11 protein-coding genes and 1 riboswitch are annotated in these 17,434 nt (G+C 71.7%); of the genes, 2 read left to right on the plus strand and 9 right to left on the minus strand.

Going from position 1 to position 17,434, the window contains the following annotated elements; translation table 11 throughout:
* Window positions 1–282: 282 nt before the first annotated feature.
* A riboswitch (cyclic di-AMP (ydaO/yuaA leader) is annotated at window positions 283–436 on the plus strand.
* A gap of 3 nt (window positions 437–439) precedes the next feature.
* Window positions 440–913 carry a C40 family peptidase gene (locus ACFYYN_RS14900; RefSeq protein WP_500331259.1) on the plus strand — a complete coding sequence of 158 codons (474 nt, stop codon included), beginning with the start codon at window positions 440–442 and terminating at the stop codon, window positions 911–913.
* Between the two features lie 90 nt (window positions 914–1,003).
* Here ACFYYN_RS14900 and galE read toward each other — a convergent pair whose 3' ends face one another.
* Window positions 1,004–1,987, minus strand: coding sequence for a UDP-glucose 4-epimerase GalE (gene galE / locus ACFYYN_RS14905; RefSeq protein WP_500546108.1), 984 nt, complete (start codon window positions 1,985–1,987; stop codon window positions 1,004–1,006).
* A gap of 265 nt (window positions 1,988–2,252) precedes the next feature.
* Between galE and ACFYYN_RS14910 the strand changes: the two genes are divergently transcribed.
* Window positions 2,253–3,326: a CDP-alcohol phosphatidyltransferase family protein gene (locus ACFYYN_RS14910; protein ID WP_500546109.1), complete on the plus strand. Its 1,074-nt coding sequence runs from the start codon at window positions 2,253–2,255 to the stop codon at window positions 3,324–3,326.
* Between the two features lie 93 nt (window positions 3,327–3,419).
* Here the strand turns inward: ACFYYN_RS14910 and obgE are convergent, their stop codons facing one another.
* The 8 genes from obgE to ACFYYN_RS14950 all read right to left on the minus strand — a co-directional run bounded on the left by obgE (window position 3,420) and on the right by ACFYYN_RS14950 (window position 17,410).
* Window positions 3,420–4,859: a GTPase ObgE gene (gene obgE / locus ACFYYN_RS14915; RefSeq protein WP_500322943.1), complete on the minus strand. Its 1,440-nt coding sequence runs from the start codon at window positions 4,857–4,859 to the stop codon at window positions 3,420–3,422.
* Between the two features lie 115 nt (window positions 4,860–4,974).
* Entirely contained in the window at window positions 4,975–5,229 is a 255-nt protein-coding gene (gene rpmA / locus ACFYYN_RS14920) for a 50S ribosomal protein L27 (RefSeq protein ID WP_449706282.1), read from the minus strand.
* A gap of 14 nt (window positions 5,230–5,243) precedes the next feature.
* The gene (rplU, locus tag ACFYYN_RS14925) at window positions 5,244–5,564 is read right to left on the minus strand and encodes a 50S ribosomal protein L21 (RefSeq protein WP_018556584.1); all 321 of its coding nucleotides are present in this window, start codon (window positions 5,562–5,564) and stop codon (window positions 5,244–5,246) included.
* Between the two features lie 232 nt (window positions 5,565–5,796).
* Complete coding sequence (locus ACFYYN_RS14930; protein WP_500546110.1) at window positions 5,797–9,918, minus strand: Rne/Rng family ribonuclease; 4,122 nt, start codon at window positions 9,916–9,918, stop codon at window positions 5,797–5,799.
* A gap of 218 nt (window positions 9,919–10,136) precedes the next feature.
* A complete protein-coding gene (locus tag ACFYYN_RS14935) occupies window positions 10,137–10,910 on the minus strand; it encodes a TIGR03936 family radical SAM-associated protein (protein WP_500546111.1) in 774 nt (257 codons plus the stop codon).
* A gap of 238 nt (window positions 10,911–11,148) precedes the next feature.
* Entirely contained in the window at window positions 11,149–12,294 is a 1,146-nt protein-coding gene (locus ACFYYN_RS14940) for a glycosyltransferase (RefSeq protein WP_500546112.1), read from the minus strand.
* Window positions 12,291–15,167, minus strand: a complete 2,877-nt coding sequence (locus ACFYYN_RS14945) for a bifunctional glycosyltransferase/CDP-glycerol:glycerophosphate glycerophosphotransferase (RefSeq protein ID WP_500546113.1) — start codon at window positions 15,165–15,167, stop codon at window positions 12,291–12,293. The genes ACFYYN_RS14940 and ACFYYN_RS14945 overlap by 4 nt, the downstream gene beginning before the upstream one ends.
* Before the next feature lie 314 nt (window positions 15,168–15,481).
* Window positions 15,482–17,410 (minus strand): TIGR03960 family B12-binding radical SAM protein, encoded by a 1,929-nt coding sequence (locus ACFYYN_RS14950; RefSeq protein ID WP_500337119.1) that lies wholly within the window; start codon window positions 17,408–17,410, stop codon window positions 15,482–15,484.
* Window positions 17,411–17,434: the final 24 nt, after the last annotated feature.

Raw genomic sequence — 17,434 nt, forward strand, 5'->3', positions numbered from 1 at the left:
GTTGTATCTGCCGTGGACGGCCGAGTGGCCCCGAGTTGCGCGATATGGCCGCACACATCCGGAATCTGACGCTCCGTCCCTGGTGTTCGACTCCTTTCGAGTCGTCAGTCCGGGTCCCGTGTCGCGGAGTCCACCCGAATAGGTGAGTCGTGAACAGACTCACATTCGACCGGTTGTGCTGGGAATCGGCCGCTTCGGTGGGTGATCATCCCTTCGACGACAAGCCCCCGTCATCCCGGCGGGGCGGTCCGCGCGGACGCCGAATCCTGCCGCCGCGCGGATGCCAGGTCGACGACGACTCATCGGCAGGAGCGGAGGACCCGAGCACTACGGGTCCGGTCGCCGGACCCTTGGGGTGAAGCCGCAGCCGCGGCCGGGCATCTTCGCCTGCCCGAACCCGACAGGTCATCCTTCGCAGGCGGACGACGAAGGGTTGCGCATGAGTGCGCCAACAGCCATGTCCGGGGTCCTGTGCCGGCTCGGAGCGGTCTCCGCCCTCACGGCGGCCGCCGTGGCCGGTCCCGCCGTACTGCCGGAGCTCGCCCAGCAGGCAGACGCGGCGGCGGTCTCCGCCAAGGCGCTGAAGATCGCGGCATCCAAGAGGGGCGCGCCGTACCAGTACGGGGCCGCCGGCCCCGGCAGGTTCGACTGCTCCGGGCTCACCTTCTACTCCTTCAAGAAGGCGGGCAAGAAGCTCCCCCGTACCGCGGGCGCCCAGTACAACAGCGTCCGGCACATCCGGAAGTCCTCACGGACCCGTGGTGACCTGGTCTTCTTCCACTACGGGAGCAACGTGTACCACGTGGGGATGTACGCCGGGCACGGGAAGATCTGGCACTCCCCCAAACCCGGCGGGCGGGTGCGGCTGGAGAAGATCTGGAGCCGCAGCGTCTGGTACGGACGGGTGAAGTGACCCCGGTCGCGGGGGGGGGGGGGGGGGGCGCCCCCCCCCCCCCCCCCCCCCCCCCCCCCCCCCCCCCTCCCGCGGTCTTGGGGACGGAACTCAGTGCCGGGCCTGCTCCGGGTGGCGCAGGCACCAGCCGGCCCAGGCGGAGGCGACCATCTCGCGCACCTCGTGGCGGGCCGTCCAGCCCAGCTCCTCCTCGATCCGCGAGGCGGAGGCGACGACCCGGGCGGGGTCGCCGGGGCGGCGCTCGATGACCTGCGCCGTCGCGTCGGTGCGGCCGGTGACCGAGCCGATGATGCCCACCATCTCGGCGACCGAGACGCCCTCGCCGCGGCCGATGTTCAACACCAGGGCGGCGGTCGGGTCCTCCGCCAGCCGGCGCGCGGCGGCGACGTGGGCGGAGGCGATGTCCTCGACGTGGATGAAGTCGCGTACGCAGGTGCCGTCGGGGGTCTCGTAGTCGTCGCCGAAGATCAGCGGGGGCTTCCCCTGGGAGAGCCGTTCGAAGACCATCGGCACGAGGTTGAAGATCCCCGCGTCACCCAGCTCGGGCGTGGCCGCGCCGGCCACGTTGAAGTAGCGCAGGCAGGCGGTGGCGATGCCGTGGGCGGCACCCGTCGCCCGGACCATCCACTCGCCGACGAGCTTGGTCTCCCCGTACGGGCTCATGGGCGCGCACGGGGTCTCCTCGGTCACCAGGTCGACGTCGGGCATCCCGTAGACCGCGGCGGAGGACGAGAACAGGAAGCTGGTCACCCCGGCGCGCACCGCGGCCTCCAGGACGGTCTGCAGGCCCTGGACGTTCTCCCGGTAGTAGTGGAGCGGACGCTCCACCGACTCTCCGACCTGCTTCTTCGCCGCGATGTGCACGATCCCGCGCACCGAGTGATCGCGCAGCACCCGGTCCAGCAGCTCCGCGTCCAGCACGGAGCCCTTCTCCAGGTGCACCCCGGCGGGCAGCCGCTGCGGGTCGCCGGTGCTCAGGTCGTCCACGACGACGACCTGCTCGCCGCCGTCGACCATGGCCTTCACCACATGCGACCCTATGTATCCGGCACCGCCAGTAATCAACCACGTCATCCGACGCATCCTAACGGCTCTCCCACGGCGGCCCCGAACCCCCTGCGGGACGGGCCCCGCGGTACACTCCGCCGACTTTTTGTTTACTATCCATTCATCCACACAACCGTTTGCCGTCGCCCCGCGTCGTAGGAACGGTTGGAGCAGGCCCCACCGCGGGACACCGCTCGCCCGACGGCCCGCGCAGCATCGCGGACGCGTCCCAGCCTCAACCGATCCGCTGCCCCGGTTCGGTGCCTGATTCGCCTCGAAAGGGTTCTGGTCCATGGAAATACCGCCGCTCGCGGAAGTACGGCGCCTCACCGAGAAGAAGCGGGACGCCTGGTGGACCGTTTTCCTGGTCGACCCCGTGGCGACCCCGTTGGTGCGCTGGACGGCCAGGTGGACCCGACTCACCCCCAACCAGATCACCTGGGGCGCCCTCTTCCTCGGCCTGGGAGCCGCGGCCTGCTTCGCGCTCGCCGACTGGAAGTACCTGATCATCGGCGCCGTGCTGTACCACTTCAGCTTCATCCTGGACTGCATGGACGGGAAGCTGGCCCGGCTCACCGGCAAGGGCTCCGAGTTCGGCGGCTGGCTCGATTACATCTTCGACCGCATCCGCGTGGTGTGCTGCGCCGCGGCCCTCATGGGCGGCCAGTTCTACCGCACGGACAACCCCGTCTACATGTGGCTCGCCCTCGCGGTGATCTTCCTCGACGCGCTGCGGTACCTCGACGCGCTGCAGATCTTCAAGGTGCGGCACGGCATGCGCAAGAAGATCCAGAAGCGCCTGCAGGAGCTCGACTCCGCCAAGCCGCACGCCTTCATGGAGGACCTGCTGCGCGAGCGCTCGGAGGACGAGACGCAGGCCGAGGCGGAGGCCAGGAACGAGGCCGAGACGGAGGCGGACGCGTCCGTGCGGACCGTCCCCGCGCAGTGGACCGGTCCTGACGCCGCCCGGCCGGCCGCCACGGTCGCGGCGGACGCCGCCACCCCGGCCGACCAGGCTTCGGACGCCGCGCCCGGACGGGTCATCGACCTTCAGGTGACGTTCAAGGACCGTTTCGGCCCCTACGCGGCCTTCCGCGACTTCCTGATCCGGCACCGGGTCCGGCCGCACCTGATCAGCGGCATCGAGTTCCAGATGGCGGTCTTCATCATCGCGCCGCTGACCGGTGCCATCATCGGGACCACGATCGCCGCGGCCGCGCTGCTGCTGATCTTCGAGTTCGCCATCATCTACAAGCTGCTGCTCTCCACGCGCGACTTCGAGCGCGTGATGGCCGACCTCGACGAGGAGGCCCGCTCGTACCACGAGAGCGACAGCGCGACGCCTCTGCAGACGTCCATGAGCTGAACCGCTCGCCGGCCGGTCCCCCGGCCGGCCGTGCAAGGACAAGGGCCGGCCCCCTCGGTGAGGGGGCCGGCCCTTGTCCTTCGCGGTCGCGGCTCAGGAGTCGAACGGGTCGAAACCCTCGAACTCCTTCTGGACGTCGTCCCGTTCGGCGTCCCGGTCCTTGCGGCGCTGCGCGGCCGGCCGGGGCTCGTCGAAGCGGTGGTCCTCGCCGCGGCGTCCGAGCATCTCCGCGCCGGCCGCGACGGACGGCTCCCAGTCGAAGACCACGGCGTCGTCCTCGGCACCGATGACGACCTCGTCGCCCTCACGGGCGCCGGCCTTGACCAGCTGCTCCTCGACACCGAGGCGGGCGAGCCGGTCGGCGAGGTAGCCGACGGCCTCATCGTTGGCGAAGTCGGTCTGGCGCACCCAGCGTTCGGGCTTCTCACCGCGGACGCGGTAGAAGCCGTCCTCGGCGGTGACGGTGAAGCCGGCGTCGTCCACGGCCTTGGGCCGGATGACGATACGGGTGGCCTCCTGGACCGGCTGGGCGGCGCGCGCCTCGGCCACGATGCCGGCGAGGGCGTAGGACAGCTCGTTGAGGCCCTTGTGGGCCACCGCCGACACCTCGAAGACCCGGTAGCCGCGCGCCTCGAGGTCGGGGCGGACCATGTCGGCGAGGTCCTGGCCGTCGGGGATGTCGACCTTGTTGAGGACGACGATCCGCGGACGGTCCTCGAGACCGCCGTACGCCCGCAGTTCCGCCTCGATCACGTCGAGGTCGCTCAGCGGGTCGCGCTCGGACTCCAGGGTGGCGGTGTCCAGGACGTGCACCAGGACGCTGCAGCGCTCGACGTGCCGCAGGAACTCCAGGCCCAGGCCGCGTCCCTCGCTGGCGCCCGGGATGAGCCCGGGGACGTCGGCGACGGTGAAGACGGTCGAACCGGCCGTGACCACGCCCAGGTTGGGGACGAGCGTGGTGAAGGGGTAGTCCGCGATCTTCGGCTTGGCCGCCGAGAGCACGGAGATGAGCGAGGACTTGCCCGCGCTCGGGTAACCGACCAGCGCCACGTCGGCGACCGTCTTCAGCTCCAGGACGAGGTCCCGGCTCTGACCGGGCTCGCCCAGCAGCGCGAACCCCGGCGCCTTGCGGCGCGCCGAGGCCAGCGCCGCGTTGCCGAGGCCGCCGCGGCCGCCCTGGCCGGCGATGAAGGTGGTGCCGTGGCCGACGAGGTCCGCGAGCACGTTGCCGTGCCCGTCCATGACGACGGTGCCGTCCGGGACGGGCAGGACCAGGTCCGTGCCCTCCTTGCCGGAACGGTTGCCGCCCTCGCCGGGCTTGCCGTTGGTGGCCTTGCGGTGCGGGTGGTGGTGGTACTCGATGAGCGTGGTGACCGACTGGTCGACGACCAGCGTCACATCGCCGCCACGGCCGCCGTTGCCGCCGTCCGGGCCGCCCAGCGGCTTGAACTTCTCCCGGTGCACGGAGGCGCAGCCATGGCCCCCGTTACCCGCGGCGACGTGCAGCTCGACGCGGTCCACGAAGGTGGTCATGCGGATGTTCCTCCAGATGCGTACGGGAATGTCTGTGGGTTAACGCGCCGAGGGCGGACCTGCTTCCCGGTCCGGGAAACAGGGTCCGCCCTCGGTGAAGTCGTATCGCGGCCGATCAGGCGACCGGGACGATGTTCACGACCTTGCGACCACGGCTGGTGCCGAACTCGACCGCACCGGCGGCGAGGGCGAACAGCGTGTCGTCCTTGCCACGGCCGACGCCCGAGCCGGGGTGGAAGTGGGTGCCGCGCTGGCGGACGATGATCTCACCGGCGTTCACGACCTGGCCGCCGAAGCGCTTGACGCCGAGCCGCTGGGCGTTGGAGTCGCGACCGTTCCGGGTGGACGATGCGCCCTTCTTGTGTGCCATCTCTCCTCAGTCCCTTACTTCGCAGCGGCGGGGATGCCGGTGATCTTCAGGGCCGTGTACTGCTGACGGTGACCCTGACGACGGCGGTAGCCGGTCTTGTTCTTGTACCGCAGGATGTCGATCTTCTGGCCCTTGTGGTGGTCCACGATCTCGGCCTGGACCTTGATCCCGGCCAGCACCCACGGGTCGCTGGTGACGGCGTCGCCGTCGACGACGAGGAGCGTCGAGAGCTCGACCGCGTCGCCAACCTTGCCAGTGGAAATCTTGTCAACCTCGACGATGTCGCCGACGGCCACCTTGTGCTGGCGGCCACCGCTGCGCACGATTGCGTACACGCGGAACTCACTCTCTCGCTCGGATCGTCACTCCTGACGCCAGCCGTCCCTGCGGTGCTGGGGGGCCTCTGCCGGCCGTGGCCGGTAGGAAGATGCTCAGGAATGGGCGTCAAAACGCCGAAGGTCAAGGTTACGGGGCGTCCCCGATGGGGTCAAACCGGGGCCTGCGCGACCCCGTACGCGCCGCGGGCCGTCCCCCGGTGGGGAACGGCCCGCGGACGGTGACGCGGGGTCAGGACGCCTCGGTGGGCGCCTCGGCCGTGGCCTTGGCGGCGGCCTTCTTCGCCGTCGTCTTCTTGGCCACCGTCTTCTTGGTGGCGGTCTTCTTGGCGACCGTCTTCTTCGCGGCGGCCTTCTTCGCCGGTGCCTTCTTCGCGGCCGTCTTGCGCGCGGCCCGCTTCTTCGGCTCCGCCTGCCCGGCCTCGGCGGCCTCCGTCCCGGCCTCTGCCGCCGGGGTCTCCTCCGGCTGCGCCTCGGTGCCGGGGACGACCACGACCGCGGCCTCCTCGCCGGCAGACGGCGCGCCCGCGGGGGCGGACACCCTGCGCGTGGCGCGACGGCGCACCGGCGCAGCGGGCGCCTGGACCTCCGCCACCGGCTCCGGCTCGGGGGCCGGGGCCGGGGCCGGAACGGCCGGCTCCGCCGCGGGGACGACCACGGTGGCGGCCTCACCGGCGGGGGCGCTCGGCGCGGTGGCCTTGCGGGTCGCCCGGCGCCGGCCGCGGACCGGTGCGGCGGGCTCCTGCGCCGCCTCGGCGGTGCCCACGACGGCGGGCGCCTCGGGGGCGGTGGCCGTCGCGGCCTCCGCCGCCTGGGGCTCGGTGACCGGGGCGGCCGACGGGACGACGGTGACGATCTCGGCCGTGGCGTCCGGCGAGCTCACGGGGGCGGTGACCCGCCGCGAGGCGCGCCGCCGGGAACGCCGGCCCGCCGCCGCCTCGGCCTCGGCCGGGCTGCCGTACCAGTCCTCGTCCCCGCCGACGGCGGGCACCAGCTCGGCCTCGGTGACCGCGACCGGCTCCAGCTCGGGAGCCTCCTCCGCGGCCTCCTCGGCCTCGGTGAGGGCGGCGGTCTCCGCGACCGCCGGCTCCTCCGCCGCGCCGCCACGACGGCGCTTGCGCTTGCCGCCGCCACCGGCCGCCGTGGCCTGGTCCATGTGGACGATGACGCCGCGGCCGTTGCAGTGCACGCAGGTCTCGGAGAAGGACTCCAGCAGGCCCTGGCCGACCCGCTTGCGGGTCATCTGAACCAGGCCCAGCGAGGTGACCTCGGCCACCTGGTGCTTGGTGCGGTCCCGGCCCAGGCACTCCAGCAGCCGGCGCATGACGAGGTCGCGGTTGGACTCCAGCACCATGTCGATGAAGTCGATCACGATGATGCCGCCCAGGTCGCGCAGCCGCAGCTGGCGCACGATCTCCTCGGCCGCCTCCAGGTTGTTCCTGGTGACCGTCTCCTCCAGGTTGCCGCCCTGGCCGGTGAACTTGCCGGTGTTGACGTCGATGACGACCATCGCCTCGGTCCGGTCGATCACCAGCGAGCCGCCGCTCGGCAGCCAGACCTTGCGGTCCAGCGCCTTCAGCAGCTGCTCGTCGATCCGGTACGTGGCGAAGACGTCGACCTCGGAGGTCCAGCGGCCCAGCCGCTCGGCCAGGTCCGGCGCGACGTGCGAGACGTAGCCGTGGATGGTCTCCCAGGCGGTGTCACCGCTGACGATGACCTTGCCGAAGTCCTCGTTGAAGATGTCGCGGACGACCCGGACGGTCATGTCCGGCTCGCCGTAGAGCAGCGACGGGGCGTTGCCGCTCTTGGCCTTCTTCTGGATGTCCTCCCACTGCGACTGCAGCCGCTCGACGTCACGGCGCAGCTCGTCCTCGCTCGCACCCTCGGCGGCGGTGCGCACGATGACGCCCGCGTCCTCGGGGACGATCTTCTTGAGGATCTGCTTCAGCCGGGCGCGCTCGGTGTCGGGCAGCTTGCGGCTGATGCCGGTCATCGAGCCCTCGGGCACGTAGACCAGGTAGCGGCCGGGCAGCGAGACCTGGCTGGTCAGGCGGGCGCCCTTGTGGCCGATCGGGTCCTTCGTGACCTGGACCAGCACCGACTGGCCGGACTTGAGGGCCGCCTCGATGCGCCGCGGGCCGTTGCCCATGCCCAGCGCCTCGAAGTTGACCTCACCGGCGTACAGCACCGCGTTGCGGCCCTTGCCGATGTCGACGAACGCGGCCTCCATGGACGGCAGCACGTTCTGGACCTTGCCCAGGTAGACGTTGCCGACGTACGAGGTGGCCTGCTCCTTGTTGACGTAGTGCTCGACGAGGACGCCGTCCTCCAGCACGCCGATCTGCGTCCGGTCGCCGTTCTCACGGACGACCATGACGCGCTCGACCGCCTCACGGCGGGCCAGGAACTCGGCCTCGGTGATGATCGGCACACGCCGGCGGCCCTGCTCGCGGCCCTCGCGGCGCCGCTGCTTCTTGGCCTCCAGACGGGTGGAGCCCTTGATGGACTGCACCTCGTCGACCGGCTCCGCCGGCTTGCGCGGCTCACGGATCTTGACGACCGTGCGCTCCGGAGCGTCCTCGCCCAGGCTCTCCTCGGCCGTCCCCTCGCCACCACGGCGACGGCGACGGCGACGGCGGCGGCTGGTGCTGCTGCTCTCGGCCGACTCCTCGTCCTCCTCGGACTCGTCCCCGGCGTCCTCGCCCTCCTCGTCCTCGCCGACCGCGCCCTCCTCGCCGTCGAGGGCCTCGCCGCGACGACGGCGGCGGCCACCGCGGCGGCGACGGCGGGACGGCCGCTCGCCGCCCTCTCCCTCGTGCTCGTCGGCCTCGTGCTCGTCGGCCTCGTCCTCCGCCTCGTCCTCCTGCGCGGGGGCGGGCTCCTCGGGGGCGTGCTCGGTCACGACCGCCTCCGCGGCCTCCACGGGCTCCCCGCGCCGGCGGCGGCGACGACGGCGCCCACCGGTCTCGGCGGCGTACTCGTCCGCCTCGGGCTCCTCCTGCTCCTCGCGCTCCTCGCGCTCGGCGGGCTGCTCCGCCTGCACCACACCGGGGGCCTGGAACACCGGAGCCTGGAACACGGCCATGGGCGGCCGTACGACCCGGCGGCGGCCCCGCACGGGGGCGGGCTCCGCCTCGGGCTCGACCTCAGGGGCGGCCTCGGCCTCGGGGACCGCGGCGGGCTCGGCGCCCTGCGCCTCCCGGACCTCGATGACGATCGTGTCCGCGGGGACGCCGAACGCCTCCGCGACGGCCGCGACCGCGGCGACGCGGGCCTCCTCGACGGTGTCGCCGTAGCCGCGGATCTCGTAGGCGTCCTCGACCTCGACGGCCCAGCCGGAACCGTCCGGGACGGCCTTGGCGGTGTAGGTGCGCTGCTCAGGGGCGGCGCCCTCGGCGGCCTCGTCCCCGGCCTGGGCCGCTGCCTCGTCACGCGGCGCGAGAGCGCCCGGCTTCAGACGGCGGGAGCCGTCGTCGGCGGCGAGGAAGGAGGCGGCCGGAGCGGTACGCCGCCGCGAACGGGTCGTCCTGGACTTCTCGGCCTGGGGCTTCTCGGCCTTGCCCCGCTTCGGCTTCTCCGCGGGCTCCTCCTGCAGGGCCTTCGCGGGCGCGTCGGCGGCGACCACGGCCGCGTCCTCGGCCGGGGCCGGCTCGGGGCTGGTCACCTTGCGCGTGGCACGGCGCCGGCCACGGGCCGGAGCCGCAGGCTGCTCGGCCTGCTCCGCCCCGGGGGCGGCCTCGGCGTGCAGCGGCAGGTCGGCCTGGAGCTCCTTGGCCTGCGTGTCGGCGGCGGCCGTGGGGCCGGCCGTCTCCTCGCCGCCCGCGACCGGCTCGGGGCTGGTCACCTTGCGCGTGGCACGGCGCCGGGTACGCGCCGGAGCCGCAGGCTGCTCGGCCTGCTCGGCCCCGGAGGTCTCGGTGGCAGGGGCCTCCACGGCAGGGGTCACCGCGGCGGGGGCCCCAGGAGCGGCCGCAGGAGCGGTGGCCTTCCGCGTCGCGCGGCGACGGGCCGGGGCGGGGGCGGCCTCGGCCGCCTCCTCCGCGGACCCGGCCGGCTGCGGCTCCGGGGCGGAGGACTTGCGGGTCGCCCGGCGCCGGGTGCGCGCGGGGGCGGGTTCGGCCTCGGAATCGGCGGATGGGGCCTCGGCCGGTATGGCCGGCGGCTCGGCGGCCCCCGCGGGGGCGCCGGACGTCAGGTCCTGACCGGCCTCACCGGCCGCGGGCGGTCCCGCGGGGCGGCTGGCCGCGCGGCGACGGCGGCGCGGAGCGACCGTCGCCTCCGTGTCGGTGCCGCCGGAGGCGGCTTCGGTGGCGCCGTTCTCGGGCGCCTCGTTCGGCTCGTTGGTCTCGAGCATGCGGGCATTTCTCCCGTCGCGTTCCCGGGCGCCGCGTCCTGGTCCGGTACGCGGCGGCCCGCGTCTCAGCGGGGCCGCCGCCCGGGGGCGCGGGCGCCACACGGGAACTGTCGTGTAGCTCGTCGGCACCGCACTGACGGACCGACGAAAGTCTCGTCTGATGTGTGCTGCCGGACCCGGGTTTCCCCGGATGCGTCGGCCGCACGACGACGACGGTCCTAGGCGGATCCCTCCGGCGCCGCCGCGACATCGCGGTCAGGCGCGAGCGGATCGTTCACCGTGCCGGTCTCCTCATCGAGCGGCCCCTGCGCCAGCCTGGTCACCGCAGCGGGGACCGGCGGCGCGAGGTCGGCCACCGCGCGGAGGCCGGACAGGACGTCGTCGGGTCGTACAGCAGGTGTCACATGCCGAACAACCAGCCGCAGTATCGCACAAGCTCCTGGTGTCGGCCTATCGGCATCCCGTTCGAGAATGCCGTCCTGGGCCCCGGCCACCTGCGGATCGACCGCTTCGAGCCGGGTCACGGCCTCGCGCGCGTCGAAAGTCCGCACGCCGTTCTTCGTCATCCGCTGGACCTCGACGGTGCCGGCGGCGAGGAACGCGGCCACGGCCCGCTCGGCCTCGGCGTGCTCCACACCGTCCAGCCGCAGCTGCCACACGGACGCCTCCAGCCGGTCGGCGAGCCCCGACGTGCGGGCCTCGACGGCCTCGACCACGTCGAGGCCGTCCGGCAGTGACTCGTCCAGCAGCAGGCGCAGCTTCTCCGGCTCACGTGCCTCCGCGAGCGCGATCTCCAGGTACTCGGCCTCGCTTCCGACGCCGGTGGGTGCGGCGTTGGCGTACGACACCTTGGGGTGCGGGGTGAAACCCGCCGAGTAGGCCATGGGCACCCCGGCGCGGCGCAGAGCCCGCTCGAATGCGCGCTGGAAGTCGCGGTGGCTGGTGAACCGGAGGCGGCCGCGCTTGGTGTAGCGCAGTCGAATGCGCTGCACCGCGGGTGCGGGCGGCGGGCCTTCGGGCTGTCGCTTGCCCAGTGTCGTTCAGTCCTTCGTACGTCTGGTCACCCCGGACGGGGTTGCTTGTGCCTTCCAGATTACTGGGGGTTCCGGCCTTCCGGTTCCGGACGGCTCGCCGGGGCCGTCCGGACCGGGCCGTCCACGCGGTCCTGGACGCGCCGAGGGGCGCGCCGGGTGCCGTCCGCACCCCGCGCGCCCCTCGGGCCGCTTCCGCTCAGCGCTCCATGAACGCGAAGAGCTCCTCCCAGCGGTCGGTGATCCGCTCCGGCGAGTACCGCTGGACGTTGACCCGTGCCCGCTCGCCCATGGTGTCGCGCAGGTCCTGGTCGAGGATCATCCGCACGAGCTGACGCGCCAGCTCGGAGACGTTGCCCGGCGCGGCAAGCAGGCCGTCGACCTCGTCCTGCACGATCTCGTGGACGCCGGGGGCGCAGTCGAAGGCCACGCACGGCAGCCCACAGGCCATCGCCTCCATCAGCGCCAGCGGGAAACCCTCGCCGCGGGAGGACTGGACGAACAGCGAGGCGCCGTGGAGCGCCCCGACGACGTCGTCGGTCTGCCCCATCCACTCGACGCTGTCGTCCAGGCCCAGTGCGGTGCACTGCGCGCGCAGCTCGGCCTCCAGCTCGCCGGTGCCGTACAGCCGCAGCCTCCAGCCGGGCACCTGCGGAGCCGCCTCCGCCCAGGCGTCGAGCAGCATGTCGATGCCCTTCTGGTCGTCGAGCCGGCCGACGCTGGCGACGACCTTCTCGGTCCGCGGGGAGGACGACCCGGGCATCATCGGCAGCGGGTTGGGCATGAACCCGACGTTGTTCAGGCCCCGCCGGATCCAGCGGTCGGCGTCCTCCTGCGTCAGCAGCAGCAGGCGGTCGGCCTCGGCGTAGTACTCCTCCACACGCCGGAACCGGGAGGACATGCGGGAGTACTCGTACGACTCGTGGCTCATGCCGATCACCGTGTGCCCGGCGGTGTCCGCGAGCCGGACCCATTCCATGGCCCACACCTGGGTGACGATGATCACCGCACCGGGGCGGGCGGCGCGGAACAGCTCGGACAGCCGGTCCACGGCCTTGCGGACCTCGGCCTTCCGCCGGGCGTCCCGCCACAGGCCCACGACGTCGAGCAGCCCGAGGGGCCGTCCCTTGCGGCGCTTCGGCCTCGGCCGGACGGCGTGCAGGGTCTCCGTCCCGAAGCCCGGGTCCTGACCGAGGTCCATCGGATTGCGCGCCGGCGCGATCCCGATGACGCGCACCTGGTGGTCACGGCCTGCCAGCAACCGCGCCATCTGGGTCTGCCAGCGGGCCACGCCGCCGAGTTCGTCGACCTCGTTGGCGACGAAGAATATGTCCCGGCCCGTCATCGGGGCTCCCCTTTCGCACCGAAGAAGCGGTCGACGATCCGAGCCGCGGCGTCGCCCTGGTCGTACTCCCCGTAGGCCTCCACGAACTCCTTGAGCCGTGCCGAGTACGCCGACGCGGTGCCGTCCAGGTCGGCGAGGGCCGCGAACAGCCCGTCGGCGTCCCGCACCACCGGGCCGGGCGCCTGCTCGAGGAGGTCGAAGTAGGTGCCGCGCGCGTCCTTGGCGTACTCCTCCCAGTCGTAGGCGAAGAACACCATCGGCCGTTGCAGCAGCGCGTAGTCGAACATCACCGACGAGTAGTCGGTGACCAGCGCGTCGGCCAGCAGGTAGAGCGGCGTGATGTCGTGCTCGTCGGAGACGTTGACGACCCGGTTCCCGACGGACGGCGGGAGGGTCACCTGGTTCAGGTAGTGGGTGCGCACCAGCAGGGTGCAGCGGTCGCCGAGTTCGTCGACGAAACGCTGCAGGTCGAAGGCGAACTCGAAGGGCGCGACCTTGCCGTTCTCCTGCGCCCGGAAGGTCGGCGCGTAGAGGACCACCGGCAGGTCCCTGCGGATGCCGAGCCGTTCGGCGAGCGCCTGCACCGCCGGGTCGGGGGTGGTGGCGTTGCGGCCGCGGACGAGGGCGTCGTTGCGCGGGTAGCCCGTGCGCAGCCACTTCTCCTCCGGCACCCGGTAGGCCCTGGCCAGGGTGCGCGCGTCGTGTTCGCTGCGCAGGACGAAGTGGTCGAAGCGGTCCAGCGAGCGCTGGTAGGCCTCGCGCTCGGCCTCGGGCTTCATGCGGTACACGGCCTCGTCGAAGCCCATGCGCTTGAGCGCGGAGCCGTGCCAGGTCTGGATGTAGGTGGTACCGCGGCGCTTGCCGAGCTTCAGGGGCATGCCCTGGTTGTCGATCCAGTACTCCGCCTGGGCCAGGGCCCGCAGGTGCCGGTACGACCAGCGGCGCACCAGCCGGACGTCCGCCGGGAAGTCCTCCGGCCGGTCCGCGTAGGACCACACCGGCCGGAACTTCACGTTGCGCCGCCGCAGTTCCTCGTAGATCGCACGGGGGCTGTCGCTGTACTGCTTGCCGAGTTGGCTCTCGAAGACCACCGTGCCCTTGCGCACCGGGAGGACGCGCAGCATCCGGTGGTACATGCGCACCTTGACCGGGCCGGAGTTCAGGCTCTTGCGCAGGCCGGCGACCATGCGGTAGCCCGCCTTGGCGGGCCTGCCCACGAACCCGTCGAGGTTGCGGTGCATGAGCGCCATGGCCCGCTGGGCCGCCTTGCCCTGCTGGGAGAGCACGAAGGCGAGGTGGTGCTTGGTCGACACCTCCGGTTCGAGGTGGTCGGCGACGAGCCGGGTGAGCCGGGGCCGGATGCGTATCGTGCCCTGCTCCGGGAGCTCGGTGTCCCCCACCGTGATCCGGCTGAGGGTGCTCACGCCGTCCACGGTCAGCTTCAGGCGCACGTTCCACACCGGGTCCACCACGCCGACCGGGCGCAGCTTGCGGCTCAGCGGGGCCTCCGCCTCCCACGCGATGACGTCGCCCTCGTGACGGACGGCGCCGACGGGGAAGCGCAGGGGCCGCGCGCCGCTGTTGCGCGGCAGGAACTCCAGGGTCGCCTTGAGCTTGCTGTCCGGGGTGATCCGGCCGAGCGGGTTGACCACCGTTCCGGACATCGCGACCGTGCCCGACTGCTCGGTGTACGACGTGAGCCGGTTGCGGAGCTTCATCTTCGCCAGCGGGCGCCCGTGGTAACCGAGGTCGGTGACGTCGAGGATCCGGCGGCCCCGCGGGTCGTCGAGGTGCTCGGCGCACCAGTAGATCCTGCCGTCCCGCTCGACCAGCGGTGCGGACAGCTTCTGACGGTTGATCAGCGTGTCGATCGCGGGCATGAGGTTGGCCCAGTCCCCCTGCACCAGGAGGTACGAGCAGATCCGCTGGATCGAGTTGGTCTCCGCGTACGCCTCGTCGGGGAAGCCCCGCAAATAGTCGCGGGCTATCTCGGTGAACTGGTTCCGGTACTCCTCGCCCAGGAACGGCAGTTCGCGGAGGTAGAGCACCATGTCGTGCTTGAGGAACTTGCGGTCCTTGTGCTGCTTGAGCTCGTCGAGCCCGTGCGCCGCGAGGACGGCGTCGATGCGCCGGTGGATCTCGACCCGGTCGGAGAAGTTCCTGATCTCGTCGCGCCGGTTGCTGATCGACTTGACCTCCGACTTCTGGACGACGTTCCAGAAGTAGACCCGGTTGGGTATGAGGGTGATCCGCTTCGCGGTGATGTAGGCCCGGGCCGAGAAGAGCAGGTCCTCGTAGTGGATGCCCCGGGGGAACCGCAGGTCGTTCTCGAGCAGGAAGTCGCGCCGGTAGCACTTGTTGGTCGACAGCGTGTCGTAGAGGAGTTCCGGCACCTCCTCGATGGACTCGACGGTGCGGGTCGACCGGTACAGCGCGGGGTACCAGTCGGTCTCCTTGCCGTCCCGGCTGTCGACGTACACCCGCACGCAGACCCCGGAGACCAGGTCGGAGCCGGTGCGCTCGGCGGCCTCGAACATGTTCCGGCAGGCGTCGGACTCGAGGGTGTCGTCGCTGTCGAGGAACATCACGTACCTGCCCCGCGCCACGGCGATGCCCTGGTTGCGCGGCTCACCGCAGCCGCCGCTGTTCTCCGGCAGCCGGATGGCGCGCACGCGGCCGGGATGGGCGGCCTCGAGGGACCGTGCGACCTCGAACGACCCGTCCGTCGAGCAGTCGTCGGCGATGATCACCTCGACCGTGCGGAGGCTCTGGTCGAGCACCGACCGGACCGCCACGGGCAACCGCTCCGCGTCGTTGTAGACGATGACGACAACGCTTACGTCCGGCGCGGTCTCCGCCGCTTCGGAGGACAAACTTGGCACGGCCACCTCTAGTCGGGGTACAGGGTCACCACGGGAAGAACCGCGCACGCGTCCACCGGGCGCGGCAAAACAGACGGATTTGCGGTCGTCCGGAGCCAGGCTCGGCTACACGATGACCGCGAGGTGCACGGGAACCGTCTCTCCCATGAATGCAGGCTACAAAAAGGGTATCCCATGGCCAGAGCCCACCGGCGGGCATGAGGTGGGCGTCACGCCGCGCCCCGGGCCCCACCGGAACGAAGAACTCCGAGGCCCCGCCGCCGGCCCCGGGCAGGGGACGGCGGCGGGGCCTGGGGCAAACGTGATCAGGAATTGACCACCGTGAGGGGAAGCAGCTTCTTCCCCGTCGGGCCGATCTGGATGTGGGTGTCCATCTGCGGACACACCCCGCAATCGAAGCACGGCGTCCAGCGGCAGTCGTCGACCTCGGTCTCGTCGAGGGCGTCCTGCCAGTCCTCCCAGAGCCAGTCCTTGTCCAGGCCGGAGTCCAGGTGGTCCCAGGGCAGGACCTCCTCGTAGGTGCGCTCCCGGGTGGTGTACCAGTCGAGGTCGACGCCCTGCTCCGGGAGCGCCTTCTCGCACATGCGGGCCCAGCGGTCGTAGGAGAAGTGCTCGCGCCAGCCGTCGAAGCGGCCGCCGTCCTCGTAGACGGCGCGGATGACGGCGCCGACGCGGCGGTCGCCGCGGGAGAGCAGGCCCTCGATGATGCCGGGCTTGCCGTCGTGGTAGCGGAAGCCGATGTTGCGGCCGTACTTGCGGTCGCCGCGGATGGCGTCGCGCAGCTTCTCCAGGCGGGCGTCGGTCTCCTCGACGCCGAGCTGCGGGGCCCACTGGAACGGGGTGTGCGGCTTGGGCACGAACCCGCCGATCGACACGGTGCAGCGGATGTCGTTCTGGCCGGTGACCTCGCGGCCCTTCTGGATGACGTTCTTCGCCATGTCGGCGATCTGCAGGACGTCCTCGTCGGTCTCGGTGGGCAGCCCGCACATGAAGTACAGCTTCACCTGGCGCCAGCCGTTGCCGTAGGCGGTGGCGACGGTGCGGATCAGGTCCTCCTCCGAGACCATCTTGTTGATGACCTTGCGGATGCGCTCGGAGCCGCCCTCGGGGGCGAAGGTGAGACCGGACCGGCGGCCGTTGCGGGTCAGCTCGTTGGCCAGGTCGATGTTGAAGGCGTCGACGCGGGTGGAGGGGAGGGACAGGCCGATCTTGTCCTCCTCGTACCGGTCGGCAAGGCCCTTGGCCACCTCGGCGATCTCGGTGTGGTCGGCGGAGGAGAGCGACAGCAGGCCGACCTCCTCGAATCCGGTGGCCTTCAGGCCCTTGTCGACCATCTCGCCGATGCCGGTGATGCTGCGCTCCCGCACCGGGCGGGTGATCATGCCGGCCTGGCAGAAGCGGCAGCCGCGGGTGCAGCCGCGGAAGATCTCCACGGACATGCGCTCGTGGACCGTCTCCGCGAGCGGGACCAGCGGCTGCTTGGGGTACGGCCACTCGTCGAGGTCCATGACGGTGTGCTTGGACACCCGCCACGGCACGCCGGAGCGGTTGGGGACGACGCGGGCGATCCGGCCGTCGGCCAGGTACTCCACGTCGTAGAACTTCGGCACGTACACCCCGCCGGTGCGGGCCAGCCGGAACAGCAGCTCGTCGCGGCCGCCGGGGCGCCCCTCGGCCTTCCAGGCGCGGATCACGTCGGTGATCTCCAGGACGGCCTGCTCGCCGTCGCCGATCACGGCGGCGTCCAGGAAGTCCGCGATGGGCTCCGGGTTGAAGGCCGCGTGGCCGCCGGCGAGCACGATCGGGTCGTCCTCGGTCCGGTCCCGGGCCTCCAGCGGGATGCCCGCGAGGTCCAGGGCCGTGAGCATGTTGGTGTAGCCGAGCTCCGTGGAGAAGCTGAGGCCGAAGACGTCGAAGGCCTTGACCGGGCGGTGGGCGTCCACGGTGAACTGCGGCACGCCGTGTTCGCGCATCAGCGCCTCGAGGTCCGGCCACACGCTGTAGGTGCGCTCGGCGAGGACCCCCTCGCGCTCGTTCAGCACCTCGTAGAGGATCATGACGCCCTGGTTGGGCAGCCCGACCTCGTAGGCGTCCGGGTACATCAGGGACCAACGGACGTCGCACTCGTCCCAGGGCTTGACGGTGGAGTTCAGTTCCCCGCCGACGTACTGGATCGGCTTCTGCACATGCGGCAGCAGGGCCTCGAGCTGGGGGAAGACCGACTCGACAGGCATCAGAGGTGTCTTTCGTGAGCTGGC

This window comes from Streptomyces sp. NPDC001902 (assembly GCF_042891295.1).
GTDB lineage: Bacteria > Actinomycetota > Actinomycetes > Streptomycetales > Streptomycetaceae > Actinacidiphila.